This is a genomic window from Paenibacillus sp. FSL R7-269 (genome assembly GCF_000517865.1).
Lineage (GTDB): Bacteria > Bacillota > Bacilli > Paenibacillales > Paenibacillaceae > Paenibacillus_AQ.
In genome coordinates, this window is sequence record NZ_ASPS01000064.1 from 1 (window position 1) to 22564 (window position 22564).

The window sequence follows — 22564 nt, forward strand, 5'->3', positions numbered from 1 at the left end:
GCTCGCGAAGGTGACGTTATCGTGTTCCCGGAGGCACCGCGTAGTTACCTCACGTCAGGCAAGCCGTATCTTGTCGACGAGATTGACTTCGCCGGCGATGCACAGACCGTGGATGACGACGGAGACGATTTAGATACGGACGGCTTGGCGTTCGACGTGTACGAGAAAGTATCGGAGGAAGTTGCGCAAGTTACCGCTGAGCCATCTGCCGAGTACCGCGAAGTTAAACGCTGGGCGGAGAAGGGCGAGCGCATCCGTATTGTTAGTAAACACGATGGCCGCTACGAAAACAGAGACGAGTTCGTAGTAGACGCGCCCGCCGGCTTCGGTGACGTATTCGTTAAGCATCCGCAGGGAATGAACGAAGGCCGAGCGTGTGTATGCTACGTGGAGTACGTAGTTCTCGAACCTATCGCGCAGCCTGTCGTATACGTCGAAGTCAAGCGTAAGGCCGACGTGGGCGAGCGTATTAGGATCGTGAATGCTTGTGCTTGGAGTGACTACGAGAACGGTGACGAATTTAACGTGGTCCGGTTAGATAGCGACGGTGATATTTTCATCGTAGACAACGCAGGCGGCCCGGAGTGTGTGGCTACGGATGAGTACGTCGTCCTCGAACCGGTAACAGCGCAAGTTATCGAAGAGCCTGAGCGCCTGACCGTCGGGGATTACGTTAAGGTCGTACGTGAAGGAGGCACTCATAACTACGCTGTCGGTTCCGTCGTTAAGGTAACGAAGCTGGACGGATTCGGACTGTTTAACGCGGAGAGAGCCGACGGTAAAATCGGTAACTTGCTGGCGCTTGGACAGACGGAGCCCGCGACCGAAGCGGAGTTTCTAGCACAACGTAAGCCTGCGTTCAATGTCGGTGATAAAATCCGGATTACGCGCAGTCAATGCAATTGGCCCGTAGGTACTATCGCTACAGTAACGGAAGTACTGGCGCGGCTGAATCACGATAGCGGAACGGTAAAAGCGTTAGCAGACGGACATACGTACCTTGCCGACGGATGTGCATTCGAAGTGCTGACCGCAGAGGAAGTCGCCGCAGCCGAGAAGGAAGCGGCTCTCGCTCTACAGGAAATCGCGAAGTGGAACGCAATCGGACGTAAGGTCGGCGAATACAAAACGGGAGATATCGTAGAGGTTACGAGCACCTCTGGACTGTGCGTAGGCGATAAGATTAACGTAGGCGACATCGTTGTGCTCGGAGACAAGGACGAATCTGACGAAATGTTCCGCTTACAGGCTCCGGGAGTAATCGGCGGAAATTGGGCGGAGACAGATATGTTCAAGCTAGTAACTCCGGTCGAACAGCGCTTCGACGACGCAGCCTAACGATTCTCATACGAAAGGAGTGAGCGGACATAGACGTTAAACTAACGCTCAACTTACGAAGCCCGACCGTAGCCGAAGCGCCGGAAGACGTCGCCGAAAGGGTTGCGTCAGCGACACGCCGTAAGAAGGCCGCCGAGGAAACGGATGCCGAAGCGATCGAACGTATCAGCCGCATGTCACTAACGGACCGCGAGCGCCAACTCGTAGAGACCGTAAGAGCCGCAGTAAAGACCGGAGCAGCGGGGACGAGTAAAGCGGGCAATTACTCGTCCGGTACTTCCAAGCTCCGGTCCGGCGGGGCGGTGACGAAAGCGGACGTAATCGCAGCGGGCGAACGGTTGGCGGCGGAAAAGGAACGCGCTGAACGTGCGGAAAGGATTGCGGAGACGTTGCGGACGAAGCCGCCGAATTTTCACATCGTAACGGATGACGCGGAGTTACCGGCGTTCGTCGAGCGATTGCGTGAGGAATGCCGCCGCCAGATGCGTGAATGGCCGGATAGATGGGCGGTGCTCGGCGTTAAATCGTTTACCGCGAATGACTTCGAGGGAACCGGCGTTGATACGTACATTGACGTTTCGATCGGATACAGCGTTTGGCTACCGTTATTGGACGAAGGCCATTACCTTGCGTATGGTCACGTAGACATGCGCGGGGTGCCGTGTTTCGAGTTCCTGGACGAATTGAGCGCGCATAAATCAACCGACCGCCAGCTAACGCGTTCGAAGGTTCTCGCCGCGATTGCCCCGTACCTCACGCAGCCGGCGCACGGCAAGTCGTTTCATATGGGATCGGCGCGCTACGACTTACACGTCGCGATTAAGGACGGCTACGTTATTCAAGGATGCGTATGGGATTCGCTCGACGCGATGCGCCTACTCAACGAACATGAAGAGGCGTACGGTTTGAAGCCGCTAACCGCGAAGTATGGCCGGTTCTTCGGTATTGACGGGCCGATCTATACGTTCGAGGATATGTTCGGTAACCGTTCGCCGGCTCCGTTCAGCATCGAACTCGTCGGAATCTATGCGATAAAGGACGTCCTGTACGGATGGAAGTTTACGGAGTGGCAATTCGAGCAGATGAAGCGCGCGGCCTCGGCGGATGGACCCGGCAAGCTGCTCGAATGTTATGCGAAAATTGACTCGAAGCTACCGGAAACCGACGTATTCTTAGCGCGGTCCGGCTTCGTAGTTGACCTCGACGGCCTGGCGCAATTAGAGGCGGAGTTTGAACCGCTGCTTGAGAAGGCGCGGGCCGACGTGGTCACATCGTATAACATCGACGCGGAGTTCGTTCGGAAGATGGACCGTACACTTAACGCGGCAAAGATCGCGGAATGGTGTACGAAGCAGCAGGCGCGCATCGAACGGAATAGAGCAGCGCAGGAAAAACAACGCGCGATAATCGCGGAGTGTGAAACGGCGGGTAAAACAACGCTAAAGAAATATACGAATGCGGTCGCCAGACTTGCGGAGTTAGAGGTCGAGGAGCTTGCGCCACCTGACGTAGATCACGCGCCGGCATTCGTCGAGGAATTTACGATAACCAACGGGAATCACCTCGCGTACTTAATCTACGACCACCTTGGCATACGCGACCGGACCGGCCAGTTTAAACGCGGCAAGACGCGGAGTACGGCGGCGGAGATCCTCGACGTTTATTACGAGGAGGAGGACGCGCTCCGGCCGCTGGCTACCGTTGCGGCGTACGAGAAACTACTGACAACGTACATTCAACCGATGTTAGGCAGCGCGGGTAAGGATTCGATTATCGAAGTGGACGGCCGCGTACATTCGGAGTTCAAGTCCGGCGGAACGTCGACCGGGCGCTACAGTTCGAGCGGGTACAGCGGACGGCCTATCGACATATTAGCGGAATTTGAAACGGGGGCGAGTGCGTGAATAACGAAGTGTTTAGCCAGCTAATGTACGCTCTAACGAAACATGCAGCGCGTGAAAGTTTCATAGAGTTCTTGGAGAGCTGCGGCATTTCCGAATCAGACTACTACGATATATGTGGGCATTTGAACGAGACTTACGGCGTTAGGACGTATGTCTAATGAGCCTGACGATAACTGACGCCAACTATCACGCAATCGTCCGTACGCTCATCGCCGACAATCGCAAGGTTAAACGCGGCCAGAATCTTCAGAACCTTCCGTCAAAAGGCGCAGGCAATCGCGTCCGTAATCAATTCGTACCGCGTGATGGGTTTACGTTAGTCGGCGCTGACCTCGGACAAATAGAGCCGCGCATCATGGCGCATATCATGTATACGCGATACGGCGATAACTCCATGCGTCAAATCTTCGTAGACGGCGTTGACTTATATACGACGATGGCGATGATGACGTTCAATATCGCGGAGGAGTTCTGCGTAGATAAAGCGTACGACCCGACGCACACATTCCAGCCACGTAAGATGATGAAGACCGGACAGCTCGCGGTATCATACGATCAATCTCCGACCGCCTTCGCGAAGAAAATGAACGTATCAGCGGAAGTCGCGGAAATGTTCTTCGCTAACTTTGACGCTACGTTTCCGTCGTTTAAAACGATGGTGGCCGATATTCGCGAGTTCATGCGCCAGCACGGGTATGTCGAAACGCTATCCGGACGGAAACGTCGATTCCCGGATTATAAGTCCACCGCAGCAGCGGCCGGCAAGAACGAACAGCGCTTAATCCGCTTATATACTGAGCGAAAACAGCTACGTAGTAAGTCCGTTTTGACTCCGGCGGATAACAGCAGACTCAACGCTCTGCAGGCGGAGATTGACGTACTCTCTGAGAAACGCGGCCTCATAGGTTATTGGGAGCGCGCGTCATTCAATGCCGTTGTGCAAGGGTCCGGCGCGGACATCCTTAAGAGCATAGGAATACGATTGGCGCAGATTTGTCGAGAACGCGGATGGGAGTTTAACGCGTCCATTCACGACGAAGCGCTCGTAAGCGTTCCGGACGAACAAGTAACGCCGGAGACGATCGCGTTAATTAACGACGTAATGACGCAGACGACTACGCTAAGCCTGCCGCTAGTGACGGACGTTGCGATACAAAAGCGCTGGATGTTCGAGTATAAAGCGCACGAATGGGATTACGTGAATAACCGGCCCCTGCCGGAGTTTGCGAATAGATACGGGGAGGTTTACGTATGATGCAACTCACCGAAGACGATTACGCCGACCTCCACGCAGCCATCCGCCAATACGTAAGCTGCGCGGTTGAGAACGGAGATTTACCGGATGAACCCGAAGAAGCTGCGGCGATATTTTGCGCGGACTATCGTGTGGATTACGCAGGGCTCGGTGACTTGGTCGAGCGCTTAATAAACGTGGAGGTGACGAAGTATGAACGCAGCTAACGAAATCATCACGGTAATCGACGTTGAAACGACCGGCCTCGATCACACTACGGATCACATTACGGAGATCGCCGCTATCCGAGCGGAGGTCTCAGCGGACGGTAGTATCCGCGAAATCGGACGGTTTCAAACGTACGTAGCGCTCGGCTACTCTCGTAATACGCCGCGTAAACGTTCCGGCAGTCCAGCGGAGTTTGCTGTAATTCCGCCAGAGATAACGGAGTTGACCGGGATTCGCACAGAAGACTTGCATGGAGCTCCCGATGAGTTTAACGCGGTGGAGTCGGCCGTACACTTTGCTCACGGGAGCTACATAGTGGCGCATAATGTCTCGTTCGATTTCGCATTCATATCACGCTACTATAAGCCGTGGTATTTTGCCTGCACTCGCGCCATGTCCCGCCTAGTCGATCCGGACGAAAGCGCTAAGCTCGCTGACGTCTGCGCTAGATACAACGTACCGCTCAACGGACACCACCGCGCGATGAATGACGTAGAGGCTACGCTGCAGGTTTACGCGGCTCTCCGACAGAAAGCGGACACGGCGGGGATTGCGTATAGGAACGTCGTTATTGACTCGGAGGAACGTCCGCTAAAGTATACGCCGCCGGGCGCAATTGTACGGACGATTAAGAGAACGGAAGGGGCTGCGTAGGAATGGCGAAGAGTAGCAAGATAAAAGCCGTACAATGTCCGACATGTGGCGCAGACCTTTCACAGCTCCATTACCGCTACTGTAATGAATGTAGTGAGTGGGGCGTGGAGGTAACACGCGATAAACATCAGATTACCGGAGATTTCACCGTCGTTGATTGGTTCAGCTCGCGGTCCAGCGCCGGCCTTATCGTTGAGGATGCGGACGGCAACCGTTATCCGCTGTACATGTCGGACGTGTTCGCGATGATTAACGGACTGCAACTCGCAAGCCGGACGCTAGAAGAAACGAAGAAAGGTTCAGCGTATGGCTGGGCGCTAATTACGAAGGAGGCGGCTTAATATTACGCAATCAATCGCTAATCAAATCGCGCAAGACTTCACCGCATATCTCAACGCCTGGCATTCCGCACCGGAAACGTATGACGACGCACTCGACGCGCAGCTACACGCATGGTACGCCGCTGTCCTCACGGATAAATCACGCAAGGTATGGCCGCCGCGTAATGTTCCGTACTTCTCTCCGTCGGCAGCCGGCGCATGTCCGCGATCACTCTACGAAAAGGCGCTCGGCGCGAAGAAGGACGTATCCGTACAATCTCCGCATAAAGGTCGCTGGACTCGTTTGGGAACGCAGGTCGGCGATATGATACAGCGCGATATCTTATTCGCGGAGAAATACTACGCAAAGGCCACCGGTGAGCAACCGCGCTTTGTCTTCGAACGGAACACGCAGGGAGAGCCGCGCTTCGAACAGTTCGCGCCTGGCCTTACGCAGATTACGCATAATGGCGCTGTCTTCTCGCTATTCGGATTCTGCGACGGAATTATGTTGTATCGGACGGATGACGGCGAGGTGCTGCGCGTCGGCCTCGAAGTTAAATCGAAGCAAACTACGTCGGCCAAAACGTCCGAATACTCGACGCGCAACGGTCCGGACGAGAAGCACGTTAAGCAAACGGTCTGTTACTCGCAAATGTACAGCGTCGATTATTACGTGATCCTCTACGTTAACTGCGCTAAAAAGGCGTGGGAAATGACCGCCGAGGACTTCGTTAAGACTCCGGACATCAAGGCGTACGGCCTGTATATTACGGCCGAGATGCGCGCAGAGGTATTCGATGGATTCGCGGACATTGTTCACGCGGTCAGCGAGAAGACGCCGCCGCCTCTCGATATCGAAAATTTCACGTTTAACAATTTCAAGCGTGCGTGTGCGCTGTCCTTAACGGAAGAGGAAATCGCAGTCATTGAACGGAAAGTCAGCGCGATTAACCGGTCGAGCCTGCCGGATTGGAAGAAACGCGGACCAATCGAAGCGCTCACGGAGATTCAGCGGATTAGATACGAAGAGTCAGCGAAGGAGGCGGCGTAAATATGAGCGCTATAAACACGCAACTACTACGCGAATTAATCACGTTCGGAGCACTCGGCTCATTGGCGGAGGAGCTTACGGATAAGCCGGCGGATGAACTACTCAGCGCGGAGACGTTTACGCAGATTGACGCGCTGATGACCGCGATTGAACCGTTCGACCGCCTGACGTCTACGGCGGAGTTGCTGGCGTTACTTGACGAATCGGCTGCGCGGATCATTGCGCTGATAGCGGAAGGAGGTGACGCGGATGTTGAAACGGATAATTAACGGAGTCTTTTACGTCGGCCTGTGCGGAGCTATCGGATTGGGCCTCGTAGTCGCTGCGTCCGGCTTAACGTCCGGCCCCATCTATGCCCGCGTTGTCTTCGCGGCGTTTGTAATCGCAGCGTTTATTCTCGGATTTAAAGCGGAAGGAGGCGGAAGCGATCGTAAAGAAGACGGAGTTTAACTTCCGCATCCTAGCGCTCGACTTATCGCTAAGTCCCGGCATTGCTGCGCTAGAAGTCCGGGGGCGCACGCCGCACTTAATCGCGTGCTCCTCCGTTGCGACATCGACGGCCGATACGGATGCAGTGCGCAATTACACGGTCGAGACGTTTGTAGCCGCCTTCCTCCGCGAACACCGCCCGTTTGACATCGTAGTCCGCGAAGACTTTACGTCCGGCCGGAACAAGCGCGCGACGCAAACGATATTCAGCGCATGGGCAGCGGCAGACAAAGCGTTAGCGGCGTACGGATACCAGGCGGAGGACTTGAAACCCGCGCTGAGCCCGACGTCGGTTAAGAAATACGTTGCTGGCAGCGGTAAAGCGGAGAAGCCGGAAGTAGCGGAAGGCGTACGGAAGTATCTGCGCTTGGCGGACGGGTATAAGTGGCGGACGGGATACGATGACGCGGACGCATGCGCGGTTGGCCTATCGTATTTACTGCGCGAAAATATGATCGATGAAATCGGAGGGATTGCGGCATGAAGACGGATGTGTTAACCGTAATTGAAACGGGGTATGACGACGGGACCGCGTTCTACGTTAACGGAGTGAGCGTGGGGCAAGTTGCTTCGGATGATTCGCACGAAACTCCGGAGATATTATACGGGCTGATTACGCGATACAACTTCGCGAGAGTTGACCGTAGAATGCTAACGGATGATGCGCGAGACCGTATATTCGACGACTGCAACTACGAGTATCCGGAACTAATAAGCGCCTTCGCTGCGGAAGACTTCGAGACATGACGCAGCCGGACCGCCTCACAACGCAACTAGCGCAGGCACAACTCGCCGAAATCGCGGAGCTCGAACGTAGCCTCGCGGTTTACGGCGCTTTACTTACGGACTTAGAACGAAAACTAACGGATGCGCGGCGCAGGTATGACGAGACGACCGCGCACCTTAACGAATAGGAGGCCGCATATTTGACTACGCATTTACACGAGATTGGTGAACGTATTATCCACGCACAGGATGCGGAAATCCTCAAGGAAAACGCTAACCTTAACGGAGATTCTTTCAGCGGTAAGATGTCGAAGTTTGGATCGGAGTATTCGAAGTGGTACGCGCGTGAATCCGTAATGCCGGCGGAATTGGTCAGCGCGATTGACAGCGGACACGTTTACGTACACGACCTCGATCAATACGCGCTCGGCACAACGAATTGTATATTCATTCCGTTCGACCGTCTGCTCGCTAACGGATTCAATACGGGCAGCGGTTCCGTCCGCCATCCTAATTCGATTATGACCGCGATGGCGCTCGTAGCGATCATATTCCAATCGCAGCAGAACGCACAATACGGCGGTGTCAGCGGTAATAAAATCGATTGGGACCTCGCGCCGTACGTCCGCAAGTCCTTCGTTAAACACTTCCGCAAGGCTCAGCGCTATTTCCACGAAAATACCCACGTAGCCGACGCGGAGTTATTCCTCGATAACCGCGACCTGACGCAAGTGTTTCCGCGTTCATACGAATACGCGCGGGCCGAGACGGAGGCCGAAACGTATCAAGCGGCCGAATCGCTGATCCACAATTTGAATACGATGAGCTCGCGGGCCGGCGGACAGATTCCATTTACCTCGCTTAACTACGGAATGTGTACGTCGACGGAGGGCCGCATGGTTTCGTTCGCGCTGCTGGACGCGGCCATTGCCGGGCTCGGCGCAGGGGAAACGCCAATATTTCCGCAGCAGATTCTGCAGTGTAAGCGCGGCGTTAACCAGGAGCCCGGCGACCCCAATTACGATATCTTCGTACGGGCCGTCGAATGCAGCGCGCGGAGAATGTACCCGAACTTCGTTAACGTGGACGCTCCGTATAATCTGCAGTATTACGACCCAGCGGACCCGAATACGATTATCGCGACGATGGGTTGCCGGACGCGTACGATCGCCGACCGCTTCGGCCGCAATCACCAATCCGGTAAGGGTAATCTCTCGTTCAATACGCTGAATCTCGTACGGCTCGGACTCGAATACGGAATCGTAACGGGCGCACGCGGTGAACAAGCGGCCATGAACGGGTTCCTCTCCGAACTTGACCGCTATATGGACGTAGCTGTGCGCGGCCTTATCCACCGTTACGGAATCCAAGCGCAGCAGCCGGCGCGAGCCTCCGATTTCATGATGCGTGAGGGCGTATGGGAAGGCGGAGAAGCGCTCGATCCGGACGATAATGTGCGCGATCTCATTAAGCACGGAACGCTCGCGCTCGGCTTTATCGGATTAGCGGAGTGTATGACGGCGCTTTACGGTAAGCATCACGGAGAGAGCGCGGAAGTCTACGCGGTGGCGCACGAAGTTATCGCCAGAATGCGTGAGTTTTGCGATGACGCGTCGGAGGCGTACGGACTGAACATTACGCTGTTCGCGACGCCTGCCGAAGGACTCGCGGGTAAGTTTACGAAGATTGACCGCGCAGAGTTCGGTACTATCCCCGGCGTAACCGACCGCGATTATTATACGAACTCATTCCACACTCCCGTATATTATCCGATCACAGCCGCGCGTAAAATCGAACTCGAAGCGCCGTTCCATGCGCTATGTAATGCGGGCGCAATCTCATACGTAGAGCTCGACGGTAACGCACGCAATAATCCGCGCGCCTTTATGCGGACGGTCCAATACGCACTCTCGCAGGATATCGGCTATTTCAGCGTTAACCATCCGATTGACCGCTGCCCGGCGTGCGGCTACGAAGGAATCATCGGCGCAGAGTGTCCGTCATGCGGCGTTGAGGACCGCGTCGTCCCGATGTCGCGTATCCGCCGCGTGACCGGCTACTTAACAGGCGATTACAAAACGCGATTCAATCCGGCTAAGCAGGCGGAGGTTGAGGACCGCGTACGGCACGTATGAATCTCGCCGGCTACTGTGCGGAGTCAATCACGGAGGGAGATGGGATGCGCGCGGTATTTTACATCAGCGGTTGCCGTCACGCTTGCCCCGGCTGCCATAACGTAGCGGCGCAGGACTTCGCGTACGGCCGTCCGTTTACGCCCGCGCTGCAGGACGTTTTAATCGCGGAAGTCGCGGCTAATCCGCTGCTTGACGGAATAACGCTGTGCGGCGGCGATCCGTTCTTCTCAGCGGCGGCCTGTGCGGAGTTTGTGCGTAGATTCCGCGCCGTCTGTCCGGACCGCAACGTGTGGGCGTATACGGGATATGTGTATGAGACGTTACTTAAGCGGCCTGACCTACGGGAATTAGTGGAACTCTGCGACGTTATCGTAGACGGGCACTACGTTGAGGCCGAGCGTGATCTTACGCTCAAATATCGGGGCAGTCGGAATCAGCGCATTATACGGAGACGAAGCGGAGGGTTAGCGATTAATTTCGCCGACTCTCCGTTTTTTTTATATAAAGTTCCGCTATAAGGTGCGGGAGCTCCGGACGACTACGATTAATACGGTATAGGGCGCGAGAGACACGTTAACCGAGCGCTCAACTACGAAGGAGGCAACGATAAATATGACTAGCGTCAAACAAACGCAAAATTATCGCGAAGTTAAACGTAAGGCAGCGGTGGGAGAACGGATTAAGATCGTAGGCGTTCACAACGTCGGACTACGTGTCGGCGATGAGCTCACGGTTGAACACGCGGATGCGCAGGGGGACATTTGGTCCGTCAGGGAGCGTGCGTTTGCCGGGTTAATCTCGTATAGCTCAAGTATGTACGGAATTGAGTACGTCGTTCTCGAACCGGTAACGCCCGCGTTATCCACCGATCCCCTCTTCGCCGCCTTCCGCCAGTTTGTCGCGGACAACGCCGCAGCCATTCGCGCGATCCTGCCGGGTTTGGAAGCGCAGATTACGCAGGAGAGCCCCGCGCAGCTCGCGCCGATTACACGCGCACAGGTTATCGCAAAGGCGACCGCTGACGTTGCGGAGTTAACCGCGAACGGTAAGAATCAAACGGAGGTGCTGCCGTTCGGTAACGACTTCTACCGCAGGCTCTATAACGTTAGATTCCGCGTTAATCGCGATAAGCGTACGGTCGTCTGCGAAATCATCGGCAGCCATAGCGGTAGGAAACTCGCTAGAGCCTACGCTAAGTGTTCGCCAGCCGACGTATTCCACGCGGAAATCGGCAAAGCGATCGCGCTGCGGAAAGCGCTCGGATTAACGGTGCCTAGCGAATATACGGACGCGCCGCAACCGGAACCCGCAGTAGGAGCACGCGTTAATCTGCACACGCTAAAAGGCGATTTCGTGGGCGTTAAGACAATCGAGCGGATGCTTCCCGATAAAGACGGTGAGTATTATGGTAACTACGCGGCTAACCTCGTCGGATTTTTCGGTTGGGCTGCGGATAAGCAGTACAAAGTCACTGACGACACCGACGTTGACTACAGCGCTGCAGAAGCGAAGGAGGCCGCTTAATGGACGTACTGAATACGTATGGCGGCGGAGTTACTTACGACGTGTTTACTATCGTTGTCGGCAGCGTGATCTTCTTACTTTTCGGAATGCTCGCGGTAATGGGTTGGTCCACGAAAGAGTACGGAATGGGCGTAATATTCACGCTGCTGGCGTTGGTCGGACTGCTCGGCGTAGTGTTCAGCGCTGTGTACCCGGAGCCGGTAGCGGTCCGCCACGAAGTCACACTCCGGCCGGGCAGCGTTATCGACGCGCAGAAATACGATATCGTTGAGCAGCGCGGCGCAATATTCGTAATCGAGGAACGTACGCAGAACGCAGATTAAACGAGGAGGCCAACGTATGCCACTACCGAAAGATTCGATGTTCTTCGGATTCGCCGATAAGCTGACGGACGAACAGCGCATTTACGTAAACTCGATATTCGACCGCCAACTAACGCTAGTCAATGCGCGGTCCGGCACCGGTAAGACAACGCTCGCTGTAGCGGCCGCCAAGCTCCTCGGCAAACCGTTAGTCTACGTGTTCAGTCCGGTTGAGGAGGGCCGCATGGGATTCCGTCCGGGCAATCAGCGCGAGAAGGAATCCGCATACGTCACTCCGTTGCATGACGCGCTGTACGAGATCGGCGAGGACCCGGCGAAAGCGATATTCGATCCGGAGAATGCGGAGGCATTGAAGCGCGGAACAGCGTGGGTATACCCGATGAGCCACATCTTCGCTCGTGGTACGAACATTAAAGGGAAAACGGTCATCATCGGAGAGTCGCAGAACTTTACTCGCGGGGAGTTGAAAAAACTTCTTACTAGAATCCACGACGATTGCACCGTTATTCTCGAAGGCCATACGGAACAATGCGATCTGCAGAACGTTAGCAAGTCCGGATTCGCACCGTATATCGAACACTTCCGCAGCGAGCCGTACGCGCAGGTTTGCGAATTGACCGTTAACTTCCGGGGACAACTGGCGCAGCACGCGGACACGCTCGAATGGTAAAGGAGGCTAACGCTATGACAACGTATGATATCGAACGCACGCCGCGCGGCTACCGCGTTAAGCCGGTCGATGAACGTCGCGCAGCGGCGGAAGAATCAGCGCGTGATTGGGCGGCCTTATTCGTAGTCATCGCCGGGGCCATTGCGGTGCGGGCGCTAGTCGTGGCGCTGTTATGAGCGAACCGCTCTTTAACGGAGCCCGCCGCGTCCCTGACCGCAAGCAGGCAGACATCATGGCGGATCGCAGACGGCGGCGGACGGAGTTAATCGAACAATTACGGAGAGGTGAGCGCGTGGAAAACGGAATTAACGTAAATATTAAGCGTCTGCATCCGGACGCAGTAATACCGCAATATGCAACGGACTTAGCGGCTGGCTTCGATTTGGTTGCGGTGGAAGACGTGATTATAGCGCCAGGTGAGACCGCTAAAGTACCGCTCGGCCTTGCGTTTGAGATTCCGCCGGGCTACGTAATGCTCGTGTGTACGCGGTCAGGGATCGCGCTTAAGACAAAGCTGCGGCAGCCTAACGGAATCGGCGTAATTGATTCGGATTATCGCGGGGAAGTTGCGATGATGTTCGATAATACGCGGCCAGCGCTTTCAATCGACGAGTACTGCGAATGGCCGACGTTCCTAAACGGAGAAGAGGCGGTCGGCGTGAACTTGTTGGGCGGAGAGTACATCGTGCGGAAAGGCGATAAAGTGGCGCAAGCATTCGTTATTCCGTATCCGCGCGTTAACTTCGTAGAGGCTGCGGAGTTAACCGAGACTACGCGCGGAGTTGGCGGGTTCGGACATACGGGAGTCAGCGTATGAAACGCCCTAACTACGAATTCATCATCGTATGGGCCATCGTAATTATCGTATGCTTGGCGTTTTGGTACGGACTATTCGCAATACTAACGTAAAGGAGGCGTACGGATGAACGGAGCACGCGTTAAACCACCGCTAGGATTAAAGCCGCGTTACATCTCGAAGGCACAGCGGATGTGCGAGATCAAGGACGCTGTTCAGCGTTATATGGACGCATGGTTGCCGATACCCGACGAATGGATCGCGGAGTATAACGAACTTGCAGCGCAAAAGGAGGCACGCTAATGTCAGCCGAAATCATCCCGTTCCCTAACGCAGTCGCCGACACGCTCGAACACTACGCTCGCCTGGCGCGGGCCGGCCACGTAACAGGCGTTGTACTGGCGGCACTTGGACCGGGACGACTCGCGGAAGATACGTACAGCGCGGTATCCGGCGTCAACTATACGGAGCGGCGTGCGTTAATCGCTACGCTGGATGACGCGGCAACAATGGCGCTAATTGACGCACAGGACGACTATTAACGGAGAAAGACGTAACGGGGACGCAGGAAACGGGCAATCCTACGTCCGGTACAAACGCCTTTCCTGACGCAACAAACCCGCCGCGCAAACCGCGCCAACGGTGCGAACGGTGGGAGTACGTAAATTAAACGATAAGGGAGACGATTATTAATGAAAATTAAGATCACAGGCGCGCAGAAAGAGACGTTTTGGTATGCGGATAAGGTCGGTCAGATTTTTGAAATTGACGGTCACGTCTGCAGCTACGCAGGATACCGAATCTGCGGGAAAACTCCGAACGGAAACGAAGGGTACGTGCAACTCAAAGACTGCGTAATCGTCCCGGACGAAGCCGACTCTGCGCCTATCACCGTCCTCCCCGACGAATCACTCGGCGGCGTCCTACGTGAATATCGCGAAGTTAAGCGGAAGGCGATCGTAGGCGAGCGGATTAAGGTCACCTCGGATATCCGCTTCGGGGAGCGTAGAGCAGGCGGAATCCACACGGTAACGCGCCTATCATCGTACGGTCTCGTAGATACGGACGGTAAGTGGGGCGATGGCTCTACGCTCAATCTTCCCGCAGATGAGTACGTTGTTCTCGAAGCCTCCGATATTATCCGCATCGACGATAAGGACGGAGTTAGCCGCGCATATCGAATGGTCGACCGTAAGGCTGCGGTAGGCGAGCGCGTGATTATTACGAAGGGAAACCTCGTGTTTAACGTAGGGCAGGCCGCTACCGTGCATGAATCCGCAATCATTGAGGACGACGGGATCTGCTTCCTCGACGGCTGCTACGGGACATACCCTAACGGTAAGTACGCCGTACTCGAACCGGCTGCCTCCGCCGCCCCTACGCCTTTACTCTCCGATCAGCCCGCCGAGTCCCAAGCGGTCGCCAACGTTGCCAGCCTCGTGCTCCGACTCACGCAGGCCGAGGCGAAGATCACCACGTTAGAATCTGCGATTAAGGCGCTGACTGAGCGCAAAGTCGCGTCCGGTCCCGTTGATACTACGTTACCGTCGTTCGCGGGGCTCGGCGTTATGAAGTCCGCGGCCGTTAAAGAGGCGGCACTATCGCCTCAAGAGACTCGCGACGAAATCGTTGAGCGTGCGAAGGCTGACGTCGAAGCGCTTCTTAACCGCAACTATCCGAGCCGGGAAGGCTATTCGCCGAGCTTATGGTTTACGGAAGGTGGCGGAGTGGTCATAACGGACACCTGCGAGTTTATCGTTAATCGCGAGAAGAGAACGGTCGTTGCGCTGATCAAAGGCATCAGTAGTCAACGAGTATTCTATCGTGGTAAAGCGCGTTGTGCTCCGGGCGAAACGTTCAATGCGGCAATCGGTCGCGCGATTAGCCTTCGGAGAGCACTCGGCCTAGCGGTCCCTGCGGAGTATCTGAACGCGCCGGGGCCAACGGAGGTTCGCGTAGGTGACATTGTGACCGGTAAGTCCGCGTCATTTACGATTGTGAATGATATCGTAAGTGACCGCGATAAATTATCGCTGAAATTCGCTAACTCACAACTCGGTAAGCCCCTGCGTATTACGGATGACTCACGGGAGGACGGCGGACAATCCGCTGCTTCCTCCGCGCTGAAAGGGGCTGCGTAATATGAAGCGCCCGATCAACGAAGTAATCGCGATGCTTAACGCGCTGCCGCTTGACGCTGAGATCGACGTACTCAACGTGTGGTCGAACGGCCGTAAAGTCCGCCGGCTCTGCGGTCAAGACGAGGATAGCGTATGGCATCCCGCCGGCGAGTTCCGCAAGATGGTCGCGATTTTACTTCCGGAGGTGAGCGTTGAATGACGTTGCCTAACATCGCGCTTTTGGGACGCCTTCGCAGCGGGAAGGATACGGTTGGCGATTACCTCGCGGAAAAATACGGATACACACGGTTTGCGTTCGGCGACGAGCTTAAGCGCTATGCACACGAACTCTTCGGAGAGCCTGCGCCCGGTACGAAGCCGCGTGCGCTCTATCAAACGTTCGGCCAGGCGTGCAGAACGGTAGAGGACGGAATTTGGATACGCAAGTGTCTCGCCACTATCGATTGGCGCGCGGGGGATCGCGCAGCTTGTAACGCTTCATTGCGGGAACACGCTCCGCACATTCCTACCGCGCCATTCCGCGCTGTGGTAACGGATTGCAGGCAGTTAAACGAGGCCGAAGCGCTCGCCGCACGCTCTTACGTCCTAATTCGCGTAGATGCACCGGACGGCCTACGCATCGAACGCGCAGTCAACTCGGGGGACACGTTCGAATACGCGGAGTTGTTCCACGGAACGGAAACGGCGCTCGACGGATACGCGGCTGATTTTACCGTAACGAATGACGCGGGGCTGGCGGAGCTCTATGCGCAGATTGACGAGATTATGGAGTCGCTGCGCTCCTCCTCGGAGGCGGCGTGATGAGCGAAGCCGAGCGCGTAATATACGACGTGGTTATCGCGAAGGCCGTCGCCAATGCGTACGATAGCGGTTACTTAGCCGGACGGGATATCGGATATAACGCGGGATTCTTAGCGGCAATTAAAACGGAGGTGAGCGCTGGTGATTGCGAATCACTACCCGAAGCCGCTTAGCACAGCGGTAGCGCAGAAAATGGCCGCCGGAGGTTACGCGGAGTACATTCGCAAGCATCCGATAGCCTCAATGGACGCTCCTTCCTCCGCTGTATTAACGCAGTGGGCGAAAGGCGCTCCGAACGGACTCGTATATATCAGCGAAAAGGAGACGGTAACCATACGCAACTATAACGTAACACCACGCCTTCCCACGAACGGCTTAACGGTAGCCGAGTTATTCTGCGGAGGCGGCTTAATGGCGGTCGGATTGCAAGCGGCAGGCTACGATATCACCTTCGCGAACGACTTCGATAAGCGCGCGGCAGAAGCGTACGCCTATAACATCGGCGACCACGTAATCTGCGGAGACATTACGGACGAGGCGCTGCAGGCACGGATACCGGACGCGGACATCATCGCAGGTGGCCCGCCATGTCAGGACTATAGCGTTGCTGGCGCAGGTGCTGGCGAAGATGGCGAGCGCGGTAAACTCGTCTGGACATACCTGCGGATAATCGAACGCAAGCAGCCGAAAGCCTTCGTATTCGAGAACGTTAAGGGGTTGATCACGAAGAGGCACCGCCCAACGTTCGACGCTCTACTCGCTGAGTTTGACCTGATCGGCTACGCGGTTACGTGGCGTTTAATCAACGCTTGGGACTACGGCGTCGCGCAGAAGAGGGAACGCGTGTTTATCGTCGGCGTGCGTAAGGATATCGGATTTACGTTTGAGTTTCCGGAGCCTGGCGCAGAGGAATACCGGACGCAAGTGCTGCGCGATGTGATCGGTGACTTGCCGGAGCCATATGATCAGAAGCATACGCAGGAGTCTGTCCAACGCAATCACATTGAGTACCCTATTACAGAGGCCCAATTTTCTCACGCAAAAGCGCATCAGCAAGGATACAACGACTCCCCAGACAAGCCAGCCAGAATAGTGCGTGCGAAGGTTGAGAATTTCGCGGAGTTCCCGCAAGATAGACCGCGCCGTTTCACCGTCCGCGAATGCCTGCGCATACAATCCGTACCTGATACGTACGTGCTGCCGGACACAATTTCGCTATCCGCGCAATATCGCATTGTCGGAAACGGAGTCGCATCGCGCGTCTCCTACGTGATCGGAGTCGCGCTGGCGGAGCAACTTAACGCAGCCTTGGCGGAAGATTTACGGGAGACTGCGTAATGTGGAGCCCGATGGACGAACGCTTCCAGCCGCCGGATGAACCGCGCGTCTCCGCTTACTGCGCATGGTGTGACGGCGAGATTTACGTAGGCGACGCGTGTACGTCGTTCGCTGGCGGATATAAAACGCATGACGGACGCTGCGAAGACGAGTATGTGCAGGCGGAAACGGAATTAATGCGAGAAATCGCATCTTAAGCGGACAATTGCGCTATAGTATTCGCAGGTTTCAGCGTTAGAATATTTCATAATAAGCGGCAGCACTGGCGCGGGGCTGCGGTAATCCTGCGCCGGCCTGACCGTTATAAGGGAGCGGATTATTATCGGAAGTGTAAAAATCGACGTAGACAAAGGCGCACGCACATACGAAGTTAAATACACGTTATCCGACGCAGAGGGCGTACGTAAGCTCCTCCGCGATCGCCACCACGTAAGCAGCGCACGATTCACCGGAGACTATAACGCAGCGGACACGCTCATCGACTTGCATAGCGCGATTAACTCAGCGGAATTGTCGCCGCGCCAGGCGGAAGCACTCGCGTGGGTCAGCGGCGCGGATATGACGCAGAAAGACGCGGCTTCTATTATGGGCATAACGCAGCAGGCGGCCGCTAAGCTCTACGGTGAGGCTGCGGATAAAATAGCGGCGGTGTATAAGCGGTGGGAGTACGGCGAGATTACGGTTAGCTACGATCTGGACGAAGAAACTACGGAAGAGGAGGCGGCTTAATGGATAACTTAAAACCTGCGGTGGAGATCCGTACGGACTGGGGAGTACATCGGGTGCACTCACTCAAGACCTGGCCGGAGCATTATGAAGCAGTCGTGTCTCCGGACTTGAGTATGCGAAAAGTAGTGGAGCTGCGTCGGCTAGACCGGGACTTCCGTGTGGGGGACTTTCTATGGCTCCGGGAATATGACGCACAAAAAGGTTCATACACAGGCAGGTCGTGCCAACGAAAAGTCACACACTTGCTGATAGGCGGACCCTGGCTGAGCGCCGGATATGCCGCACTGTCCTTGTCAGACGATGTTCTGCAAGTGGCAAACCTAATTGACGAACAAAAACAAGAGGAGGGGCAGCATGAATAAGATTAAAGTCACAAAAGCAGAGGAATGGAACTGGTACAAGGTCGGAGAGGTGCACTACGTAAAGGACGCACACAAGTATGAAGGGCTCGGAGTACAGGTGTTCCAAGACCCGCCGGGACCGGACGTCGTTTCACACGGACACTACGAATATACCAACTAAAGGGGCGCTGAATTTGATGGAGATTAACGTAGTTTTATGCGGGGACAGCGCGGAGGTATTGCGCGGCTATCCTGACGCGTTCTTTGATAGCGTCGTGTGCGATCCTCCATACGGATTATCGAAGGAACCGGACATTAGCGAAGTGTTAACGAAGTGGCTAGCGGGTGAACCGTACGATCACGGACACGGCGGTTTTATGGGGAAAGCTTGGGACTCGTTCGTGCCTCATCCGGATTTATGGCGCGAGGTGCTCCGCGTACTTAAGCCGGGCGGTCACGCGCTGGTTTTTGCGGGAACTCGTACGCAGGATTTAATGACGATTGCGCTGCGGCTTGGCGGGTTTGAGATACGCGATGTTATCGAGTGGCTGTACTTTAACGGATTCCCGAAGAGTATGGACGTAGGAAAAGCAATAGACAAGGCTGCAGGGGCTGAGCGAAAGGTAGTAGGATTTGACTCTGTGGCCGCTAAACGATCAACGGCAATTAGCACGAACGCCTACGGGGACTATTCCGGCCAGTCCGGAGACATCACCGCACCCGCAACCGAACTCGCCCGCAAATGGGACGGATGGGGAACCGCACTCAAGCCCGCACACGAACCGATTATCGTCGCGCGTAAACCTCTCGCTGGAACCGTCGCGGAAACGGTCGAAAAGTACGGAACCGGCGCTATTAATATCGCAGGCTGCCGGATTGGTCGCACCGACGGGGACCGCACGGAATACGGCGTTACAGGTGACGAAGGCAGCCCGACGGTTAATACGTTCGGCCAGCGCGAACGTGTCGCTTATACTCCGGACGAAGCCGGACGCTTCCCGGCAAATTGCGTGACAGCCGATAACGGCGCGTTCTACTCTCCGTACTTTAACGTCAGCCCTGCGGAACTCTCGAAGAAGGCGTCGAAGCGCGACCGCAATTCCTGCGTGAATGGTTCGCATAGTCCCGTCCCGAACACGCATCCGACCGTTAAGCCTGTCGCGCTCATGTCGTGGCTGATTACGCTAGTCACTCCGCCAGGTGGTACGGTACTCGACCCGTTCTCCGGCTCCGGCACAACGCTAGTAGCTGCGGCCCAGGACGGATTTAATTACGTAGGCATCGACATGTTGCCGGCACACGTAGACATCGCAAACGCACGTTTAAACACGGAAGGAGCTGGCGCAATTGATGCAGCCTAAAGCAGAACAAACGTACATCGAACGCACGACCGCCGCTATTGAAGCGCTAGAATCCGCGATGAGAGCGTTATTCAAAGCGGACGCGGCCCCGCCGATACCTTACGCATATAACGGCGCGACTTACGATATCCGCGACCGCGAGACGCGTATGCTCGTTGTCGCTGCGATTCAGGTCGCCTATTACCGCGATCACGGCGAGTTTAACCAATACGCGCTTGACGCCTGGTACGCGAAGGGCTGTCCCGGGCAGCGGCCGACTCCGGTATCCGCGAGTACCGCGCTTATGGACCGCCTGACTAACGTTGTGCTCTACGATGAGCTCGCGGACGAGGACGCGCACAAAGCGCAGCACAACGAATATCCGATATACTCGGATACGCAGCTCGAACGTAGGCGCGAGGGCCGGCGCGGTAGCGAAGCCACGAATATGCGCGGTGAGACTCCGATACGGGACGATGATCCGCAAGGGGCCGGCGTTGTATTGGCGGCTGATGGGCGCAATAGTCGTACGGGAGCCGGGCGGAGGAAGCGTTCGCCGGGCGAGAATAACGCGGTCGATGCTGGCGCTAAGATACGCAATAAGGCGCGGGCTGTCCGTTATAAGCGGGATACAGCGGCAGGCGCGGTCGTTACGTATAATCTGCGGGAAACGGACGGGGAGCTTACGGAGCCGTTTACGCAGAAATGCGGGATTGGGGCGCGTTGGCTGGCGGATATGAGCGCGGTGAATGAGATTACGGTAGAGAGCGCGGATGATAACGTAAGGGAGGCGGCGTAATGGGCAAAGCGTCGCGCGCTAGATGGGACGGAAATGTACGCAGTATGGCGATTGTTGCGAAGCCACGCGTTGACATTACGGAGGAAGACGTCCAGTTTCTCCGCGATAACTATACATCAACTGGCGGACTACTACCGAACGCATACGCAGGGGGAGCGTTCTATACGCCTACTCACGTTGCGCGATTTATAACGGAAGCATTGCGGGGTCTTAGCGGAGGTTCATTTCCACAGGGCTCCCGTTTTCTCGAACCCAGCGCAGGTTCCGGCGTATTCATCGAGCACCTGCCGCAGGACGCAGAAATCACAGCGCTTGAACTCGACGAGACTAGCGCAAAGGTAACGTCACTTATATATCCGCAGGCCAACGTTATCCGGGGCGATGCGTTCCTGCACAGCCGCCGCGATTATTACGATTATGTGATCGGCAATCCTCCGTACGGCGTGAGTATCGACGTAGACGCAGCGGATATCCCGGATACGTTCGAAACGCTGAAAGTAGCGAAGGGACGCGCGAAGGGGAAATCGGAGTCTGCGTTTATTGAGCTCGCGATTAAAGCGGTCAAGCCAGGCGGTTACATTGCGTTCGTGCTTCCGCTGGGTCTCAACTACGCCGGCTACGCGGAGAAAATCCGTCAGTTACTATACAATACGTGCTGGCACGTTGCAACGATCGGACTCCCCGGCGAAACATTTGCGTTAACCGGTACAACGATTGAGACGCAGATACTCATCGTACGTAAAGCGCCGCCCGGCACTCCGCTGATTCCTTCCGCAGAAACACGCTGGGGATCGAACTTTAAGCGCGGCGGCTACGAAGATATAACGGATTTCGGCGCTAAGTTTCTCGCAGGGCAGCCGCCGGCCTACTTCGCGAAGATAACGGACATCGGCTACGATAAAGACGGACGTTCAACGGATAAATGGGGCGATGGCCTAACGCAGCTCGACGAATTGTTAGCGGATTTTACTGACGATTATCTCACGCGCTCGAATCTATACCCGCATATTCCTTCGTGGCACAGCGTTAAGGACGTCAGTGCGTTTATGTTCTCGCACGCTAATAATACCTGCGACGGATACTGGGACGCGAGCCGTACGTATGTGGGTGGCCCTTACCGCTGGAACGAGTTAACGCTCGGCGCTGGCAAGGAAATAGCGTGGGAAGGCGAAGAGGTTAATACGTTAGACTTCGCGTGGCAGGATCGGATCGTTGTGGACTATTACAGCGCTGCAGAAACGCAAACAGCCGCGCCTTCGACCTCGGAGTTACCGACCGCAGCGTAGTTATTCGCCGCCGTCCGCGAGTATGTCCGCGAGGAAGTGGGGCCGCCCGGTCATCGCGGTTAGCGTTGATATGAGCGTATTCAGCGTTTCCAATTCGATGCGCCGCGTCTTACCGTCGCACATATCGTATATCAAATTCGGCCGGACACGCGCTTCCCTTGCGAGGGCGTTGCGTGTGATACCGGCCTTTTCTAACGTTTCATTTAGGACGATTTTTACCGCCATTGTTGCGCTCACCTCCGATAGTATACGTTGAGTATAGCGTAAAAGTTAACGTCTGTAAATTAACGCTTGACGATAAACGATATGCGGTATATAGTGAACGTATAGAGATTAACGTTAGACGATAAACATAAGGCCGGCGGGCTGACGCGGGGGGGGGGGGAGGGGGGGG

32 protein-coding genes are annotated in these 22564 nt (G+C 55.7%); 31 read left to right on the forward strand and 1 reads right to left on the reverse strand.

Annotated elements, in window-relative coordinates; translation table 11 throughout:
* Window positions 1-156: 156 nt before the first annotated feature.
* The 31 genes from C162_RS25790 to C162_RS25935 all read left to right on the forward strand — a co-directional run bounded on the left by C162_RS25790 (window position 157) and on the right by C162_RS25935 (window position 22170).
* Window positions 157-1338: a hypothetical protein gene (locus C162_RS25790; protein WP_156949700.1), complete on the forward strand. Its 1182-nt coding sequence runs from the start codon at window positions 157-159 to the stop codon at window positions 1336-1338.
* A gap of 302 nt (window positions 1339-1640) precedes the next feature.
* Entirely contained in the window at window positions 1641-3242 is a 1602-nt protein-coding gene (locus C162_RS25795; RefSeq protein WP_235218525.1) for a DNA polymerase I, read from the forward strand.
* A 157-nt stretch (window positions 3243-3399) separates the two neighbouring features.
* Window positions 3400-4497 (forward strand): DNA polymerase, encoded by a 1098-nt coding sequence (locus tag C162_RS25800; RefSeq protein WP_036699275.1) that lies wholly within the window; start codon window positions 3400-3402, stop codon window positions 4495-4497.
* The gene (locus tag C162_RS25805) at window positions 4494-4703 is read left to right on the forward strand and encodes a hypothetical protein (RefSeq protein WP_036699277.1); all 210 of its coding nucleotides are present in this window, start codon (window positions 4494-4496) and stop codon (window positions 4701-4703) included. The genes C162_RS25800 and C162_RS25805 overlap by 4 nt, the downstream gene beginning before the upstream one ends.
* The gene (locus C162_RS25810) at window positions 4690-5358 is read left to right on the forward strand and encodes a 3'-5' exonuclease (RefSeq protein ID WP_036699278.1); all 669 of its coding nucleotides are present in this window, start codon (window positions 4690-4692) and stop codon (window positions 5356-5358) included. The genes C162_RS25805 and C162_RS25810 overlap by 14 nt, the downstream gene beginning before the upstream one ends.
* A gap of 2 nt (window positions 5359-5360) precedes the next feature.
* Entirely contained in the window at window positions 5361-5699 is a 339-nt protein-coding gene (locus C162_RS25815) for a hypothetical protein (RefSeq protein WP_036699280.1), read from the forward strand.
* A gap of 304 nt (window positions 5700-6003) precedes the next feature.
* Window positions 6004-6732, forward strand: coding sequence for a hypothetical protein (locus C162_RS25820; RefSeq protein ID WP_235218526.1), 729 nt, complete (start codon window positions 6004-6006; stop codon window positions 6730-6732).
* 2 nt (window positions 6733-6734) lie between these two features.
* Window positions 6735-7001, forward strand: coding sequence for a hypothetical protein (locus tag C162_RS25825; protein WP_036699281.1), 267 nt, complete (start codon window positions 6735-6737; stop codon window positions 6999-7001).
* A complete protein-coding gene (locus tag C162_RS25830) occupies window positions 6982-7182 on the forward strand; it encodes a hypothetical protein (protein WP_036699286.1) in 201 nt (66 codons plus the stop codon). The genes C162_RS25825 and C162_RS25830 overlap by 20 nt, the downstream gene beginning before the upstream one ends.
* Window positions 7183-7222: 40 nt before the next feature.
* Window positions 7223-7705 (forward strand): crossover junction endodeoxyribonuclease RuvC, encoded by a 483-nt coding sequence (locus tag C162_RS25835; protein WP_268748817.1) that lies wholly within the window; start codon window positions 7223-7225, stop codon window positions 7703-7705.
* Window positions 7702-7968, forward strand: a complete 267-nt coding sequence (locus tag C162_RS25840; protein WP_036699289.1) for a hypothetical protein — start codon at window positions 7702-7704, stop codon at window positions 7966-7968. The genes C162_RS25835 and C162_RS25840 overlap by 4 nt, the downstream gene beginning before the upstream one ends.
* Window positions 7969-8147: 179 nt before the next feature.
* Window positions 8148-10082 carry an anaerobic ribonucleoside triphosphate reductase gene (locus C162_RS25845; protein WP_036699290.1) on the forward strand — a complete coding sequence of 645 codons (1935 nt, stop codon included), beginning with the start codon at window positions 8148-8150 and terminating at the stop codon, window positions 10080-10082.
* Window positions 10079-10600, forward strand: coding sequence for an anaerobic ribonucleoside-triphosphate reductase activating protein (gene nrdG, locus C162_RS25850; RefSeq protein ID WP_051493925.1), 522 nt, complete (start codon window positions 10079-10081; stop codon window positions 10598-10600). Before C162_RS25845 ends, nrdG begins: the two co-directional genes overlap by 4 nt.
* A gap of 94 nt (window positions 10601-10694) precedes the next feature.
* Entirely contained in the window at window positions 10695-11606 is a 912-nt protein-coding gene (locus C162_RS34645; RefSeq protein ID WP_051493926.1) for a hypothetical protein, read from the forward strand.
* Entirely contained in the window at window positions 11606-11929 is a 324-nt protein-coding gene (locus C162_RS25860) for a hypothetical protein (RefSeq protein ID WP_036699292.1), read from the forward strand. Before C162_RS34645 ends, C162_RS25860 begins: the two co-directional genes overlap by 1 nt.
* A 16-nt stretch (window positions 11930-11945) precedes the next feature.
* Complete coding sequence (locus C162_RS25865; protein ID WP_036699293.1) at window positions 11946-12599, forward strand: PhoH family protein; 654 nt, start codon at window positions 11946-11948, stop codon at window positions 12597-12599.
* 14 nt (window positions 12600-12613) lie between these two features.
* A complete protein-coding gene (locus tag C162_RS36155) occupies window positions 12614-12775 on the forward strand; it encodes a hypothetical protein (protein ID WP_156949703.1) in 162 nt (53 codons plus the stop codon).
* Window positions 12772-13416 carry a dUTP diphosphatase gene (locus tag C162_RS25870; protein ID WP_327196395.1) on the forward strand — a complete coding sequence of 215 codons (645 nt, stop codon included), beginning with the start codon at window positions 12772-12774 and terminating at the stop codon, window positions 13414-13416. Before C162_RS36155 ends, C162_RS25870 begins: the two co-directional genes overlap by 4 nt.
* Before the next feature lie 105 nt (window positions 13417-13521).
* Window positions 13522-13698 carry a hypothetical protein gene (locus C162_RS36160; RefSeq protein ID WP_156949704.1) on the forward strand — a complete coding sequence of 59 codons (177 nt, stop codon included), beginning with the start codon at window positions 13522-13524 and terminating at the stop codon, window positions 13696-13698.
* On the forward strand, window positions 13698-13937 hold the full coding sequence (locus tag C162_RS25875; protein WP_036699294.1) for a hypothetical protein: 240 nt from the start codon (window positions 13698-13700) through the stop codon (window positions 13935-13937). The genes C162_RS36160 and C162_RS25875 overlap by 1 nt, the downstream gene beginning before the upstream one ends.
* Window positions 13938-14087: 150 nt before the next feature.
* The gene (locus tag C162_RS34650) at window positions 14088-15536 is read left to right on the forward strand and encodes a hypothetical protein (RefSeq protein WP_051493927.1); all 1449 of its coding nucleotides are present in this window, start codon (window positions 14088-14090) and stop codon (window positions 15534-15536) included.
* A gap of 1 nt (window position 15537) precedes the next feature.
* Complete coding sequence (locus tag C162_RS25890; RefSeq protein WP_036699296.1) at window positions 15538-15735, forward strand: hypothetical protein; 198 nt, start codon at window positions 15538-15540, stop codon at window positions 15733-15735.
* Window positions 15732-16337 carry a hypothetical protein gene (locus C162_RS25895; RefSeq protein WP_036699298.1) on the forward strand — a complete coding sequence of 202 codons (606 nt, stop codon included), beginning with the start codon at window positions 15732-15734 and terminating at the stop codon, window positions 16335-16337. The genes C162_RS25890 and C162_RS25895 overlap by 4 nt, the downstream gene beginning before the upstream one ends.
* Window positions 16337-16510, forward strand: coding sequence for a hypothetical protein (locus C162_RS36165; RefSeq protein ID WP_156949705.1), 174 nt, complete (start codon window positions 16337-16339; stop codon window positions 16508-16510). Before C162_RS25895 ends, C162_RS36165 begins: the two co-directional genes overlap by 1 nt.
* A 70-nt stretch (window positions 16511-16580) precedes the next feature.
* A complete protein-coding gene (locus tag C162_RS34655; protein ID WP_268748818.1) occupies window positions 16581-17675 on the forward strand; it encodes a DNA cytosine methyltransferase in 1095 nt (364 codons plus the stop codon).
* Window positions 17676-18158: 483 nt separating this feature from the next.
* A complete protein-coding gene (locus C162_RS37075) occupies window positions 18159-18404 on the forward strand; it encodes a DUF134 domain-containing protein (protein ID WP_235218527.1) in 246 nt (81 codons plus the stop codon).
* Window positions 18404-18766, forward strand: a complete 363-nt coding sequence (locus tag C162_RS25915; RefSeq protein ID WP_051493929.1) for a DUF3850 domain-containing protein — start codon at window positions 18404-18406, stop codon at window positions 18764-18766. Before C162_RS37075 ends, C162_RS25915 begins: the two co-directional genes overlap by 1 nt.
* Entirely contained in the window at window positions 18759-18926 is a 168-nt protein-coding gene (locus C162_RS36405) for a hypothetical protein (protein ID WP_162174493.1), read from the forward strand. Before C162_RS25915 ends, C162_RS36405 begins: the two co-directional genes overlap by 8 nt.
* Window positions 18927-18942: 16 nt before the next feature.
* Complete coding sequence (locus tag C162_RS25920; protein WP_084649047.1) at window positions 18943-20106, forward strand: DNA-methyltransferase; 1164 nt, start codon at window positions 18943-18945, stop codon at window positions 20104-20106.
* Window positions 20093-20884, forward strand: coding sequence for a hypothetical protein (locus C162_RS25930; protein WP_156949707.1), 792 nt, complete (start codon window positions 20093-20095; stop codon window positions 20882-20884). The genes C162_RS25920 and C162_RS25930 overlap by 14 nt, the downstream gene beginning before the upstream one ends.
* Window positions 20884-22170 (forward strand): HsdM family class I SAM-dependent methyltransferase, encoded by a 1287-nt coding sequence (locus C162_RS25935; protein WP_036699304.1) that lies wholly within the window; start codon window positions 20884-20886, stop codon window positions 22168-22170. Before C162_RS25930 ends, C162_RS25935 begins: the two co-directional genes overlap by 1 nt.
* Here C162_RS25935 and C162_RS25940 read toward each other — a convergent pair whose 3' ends face one another.
* Window positions 22171-22395, reverse strand: coding sequence for a helix-turn-helix domain-containing protein (locus C162_RS25940; RefSeq protein ID WP_036699305.1), 225 nt, complete (start codon window positions 22393-22395; stop codon window positions 22171-22173).
* Window positions 22396-22564: the final 169 nt, after the last annotated feature.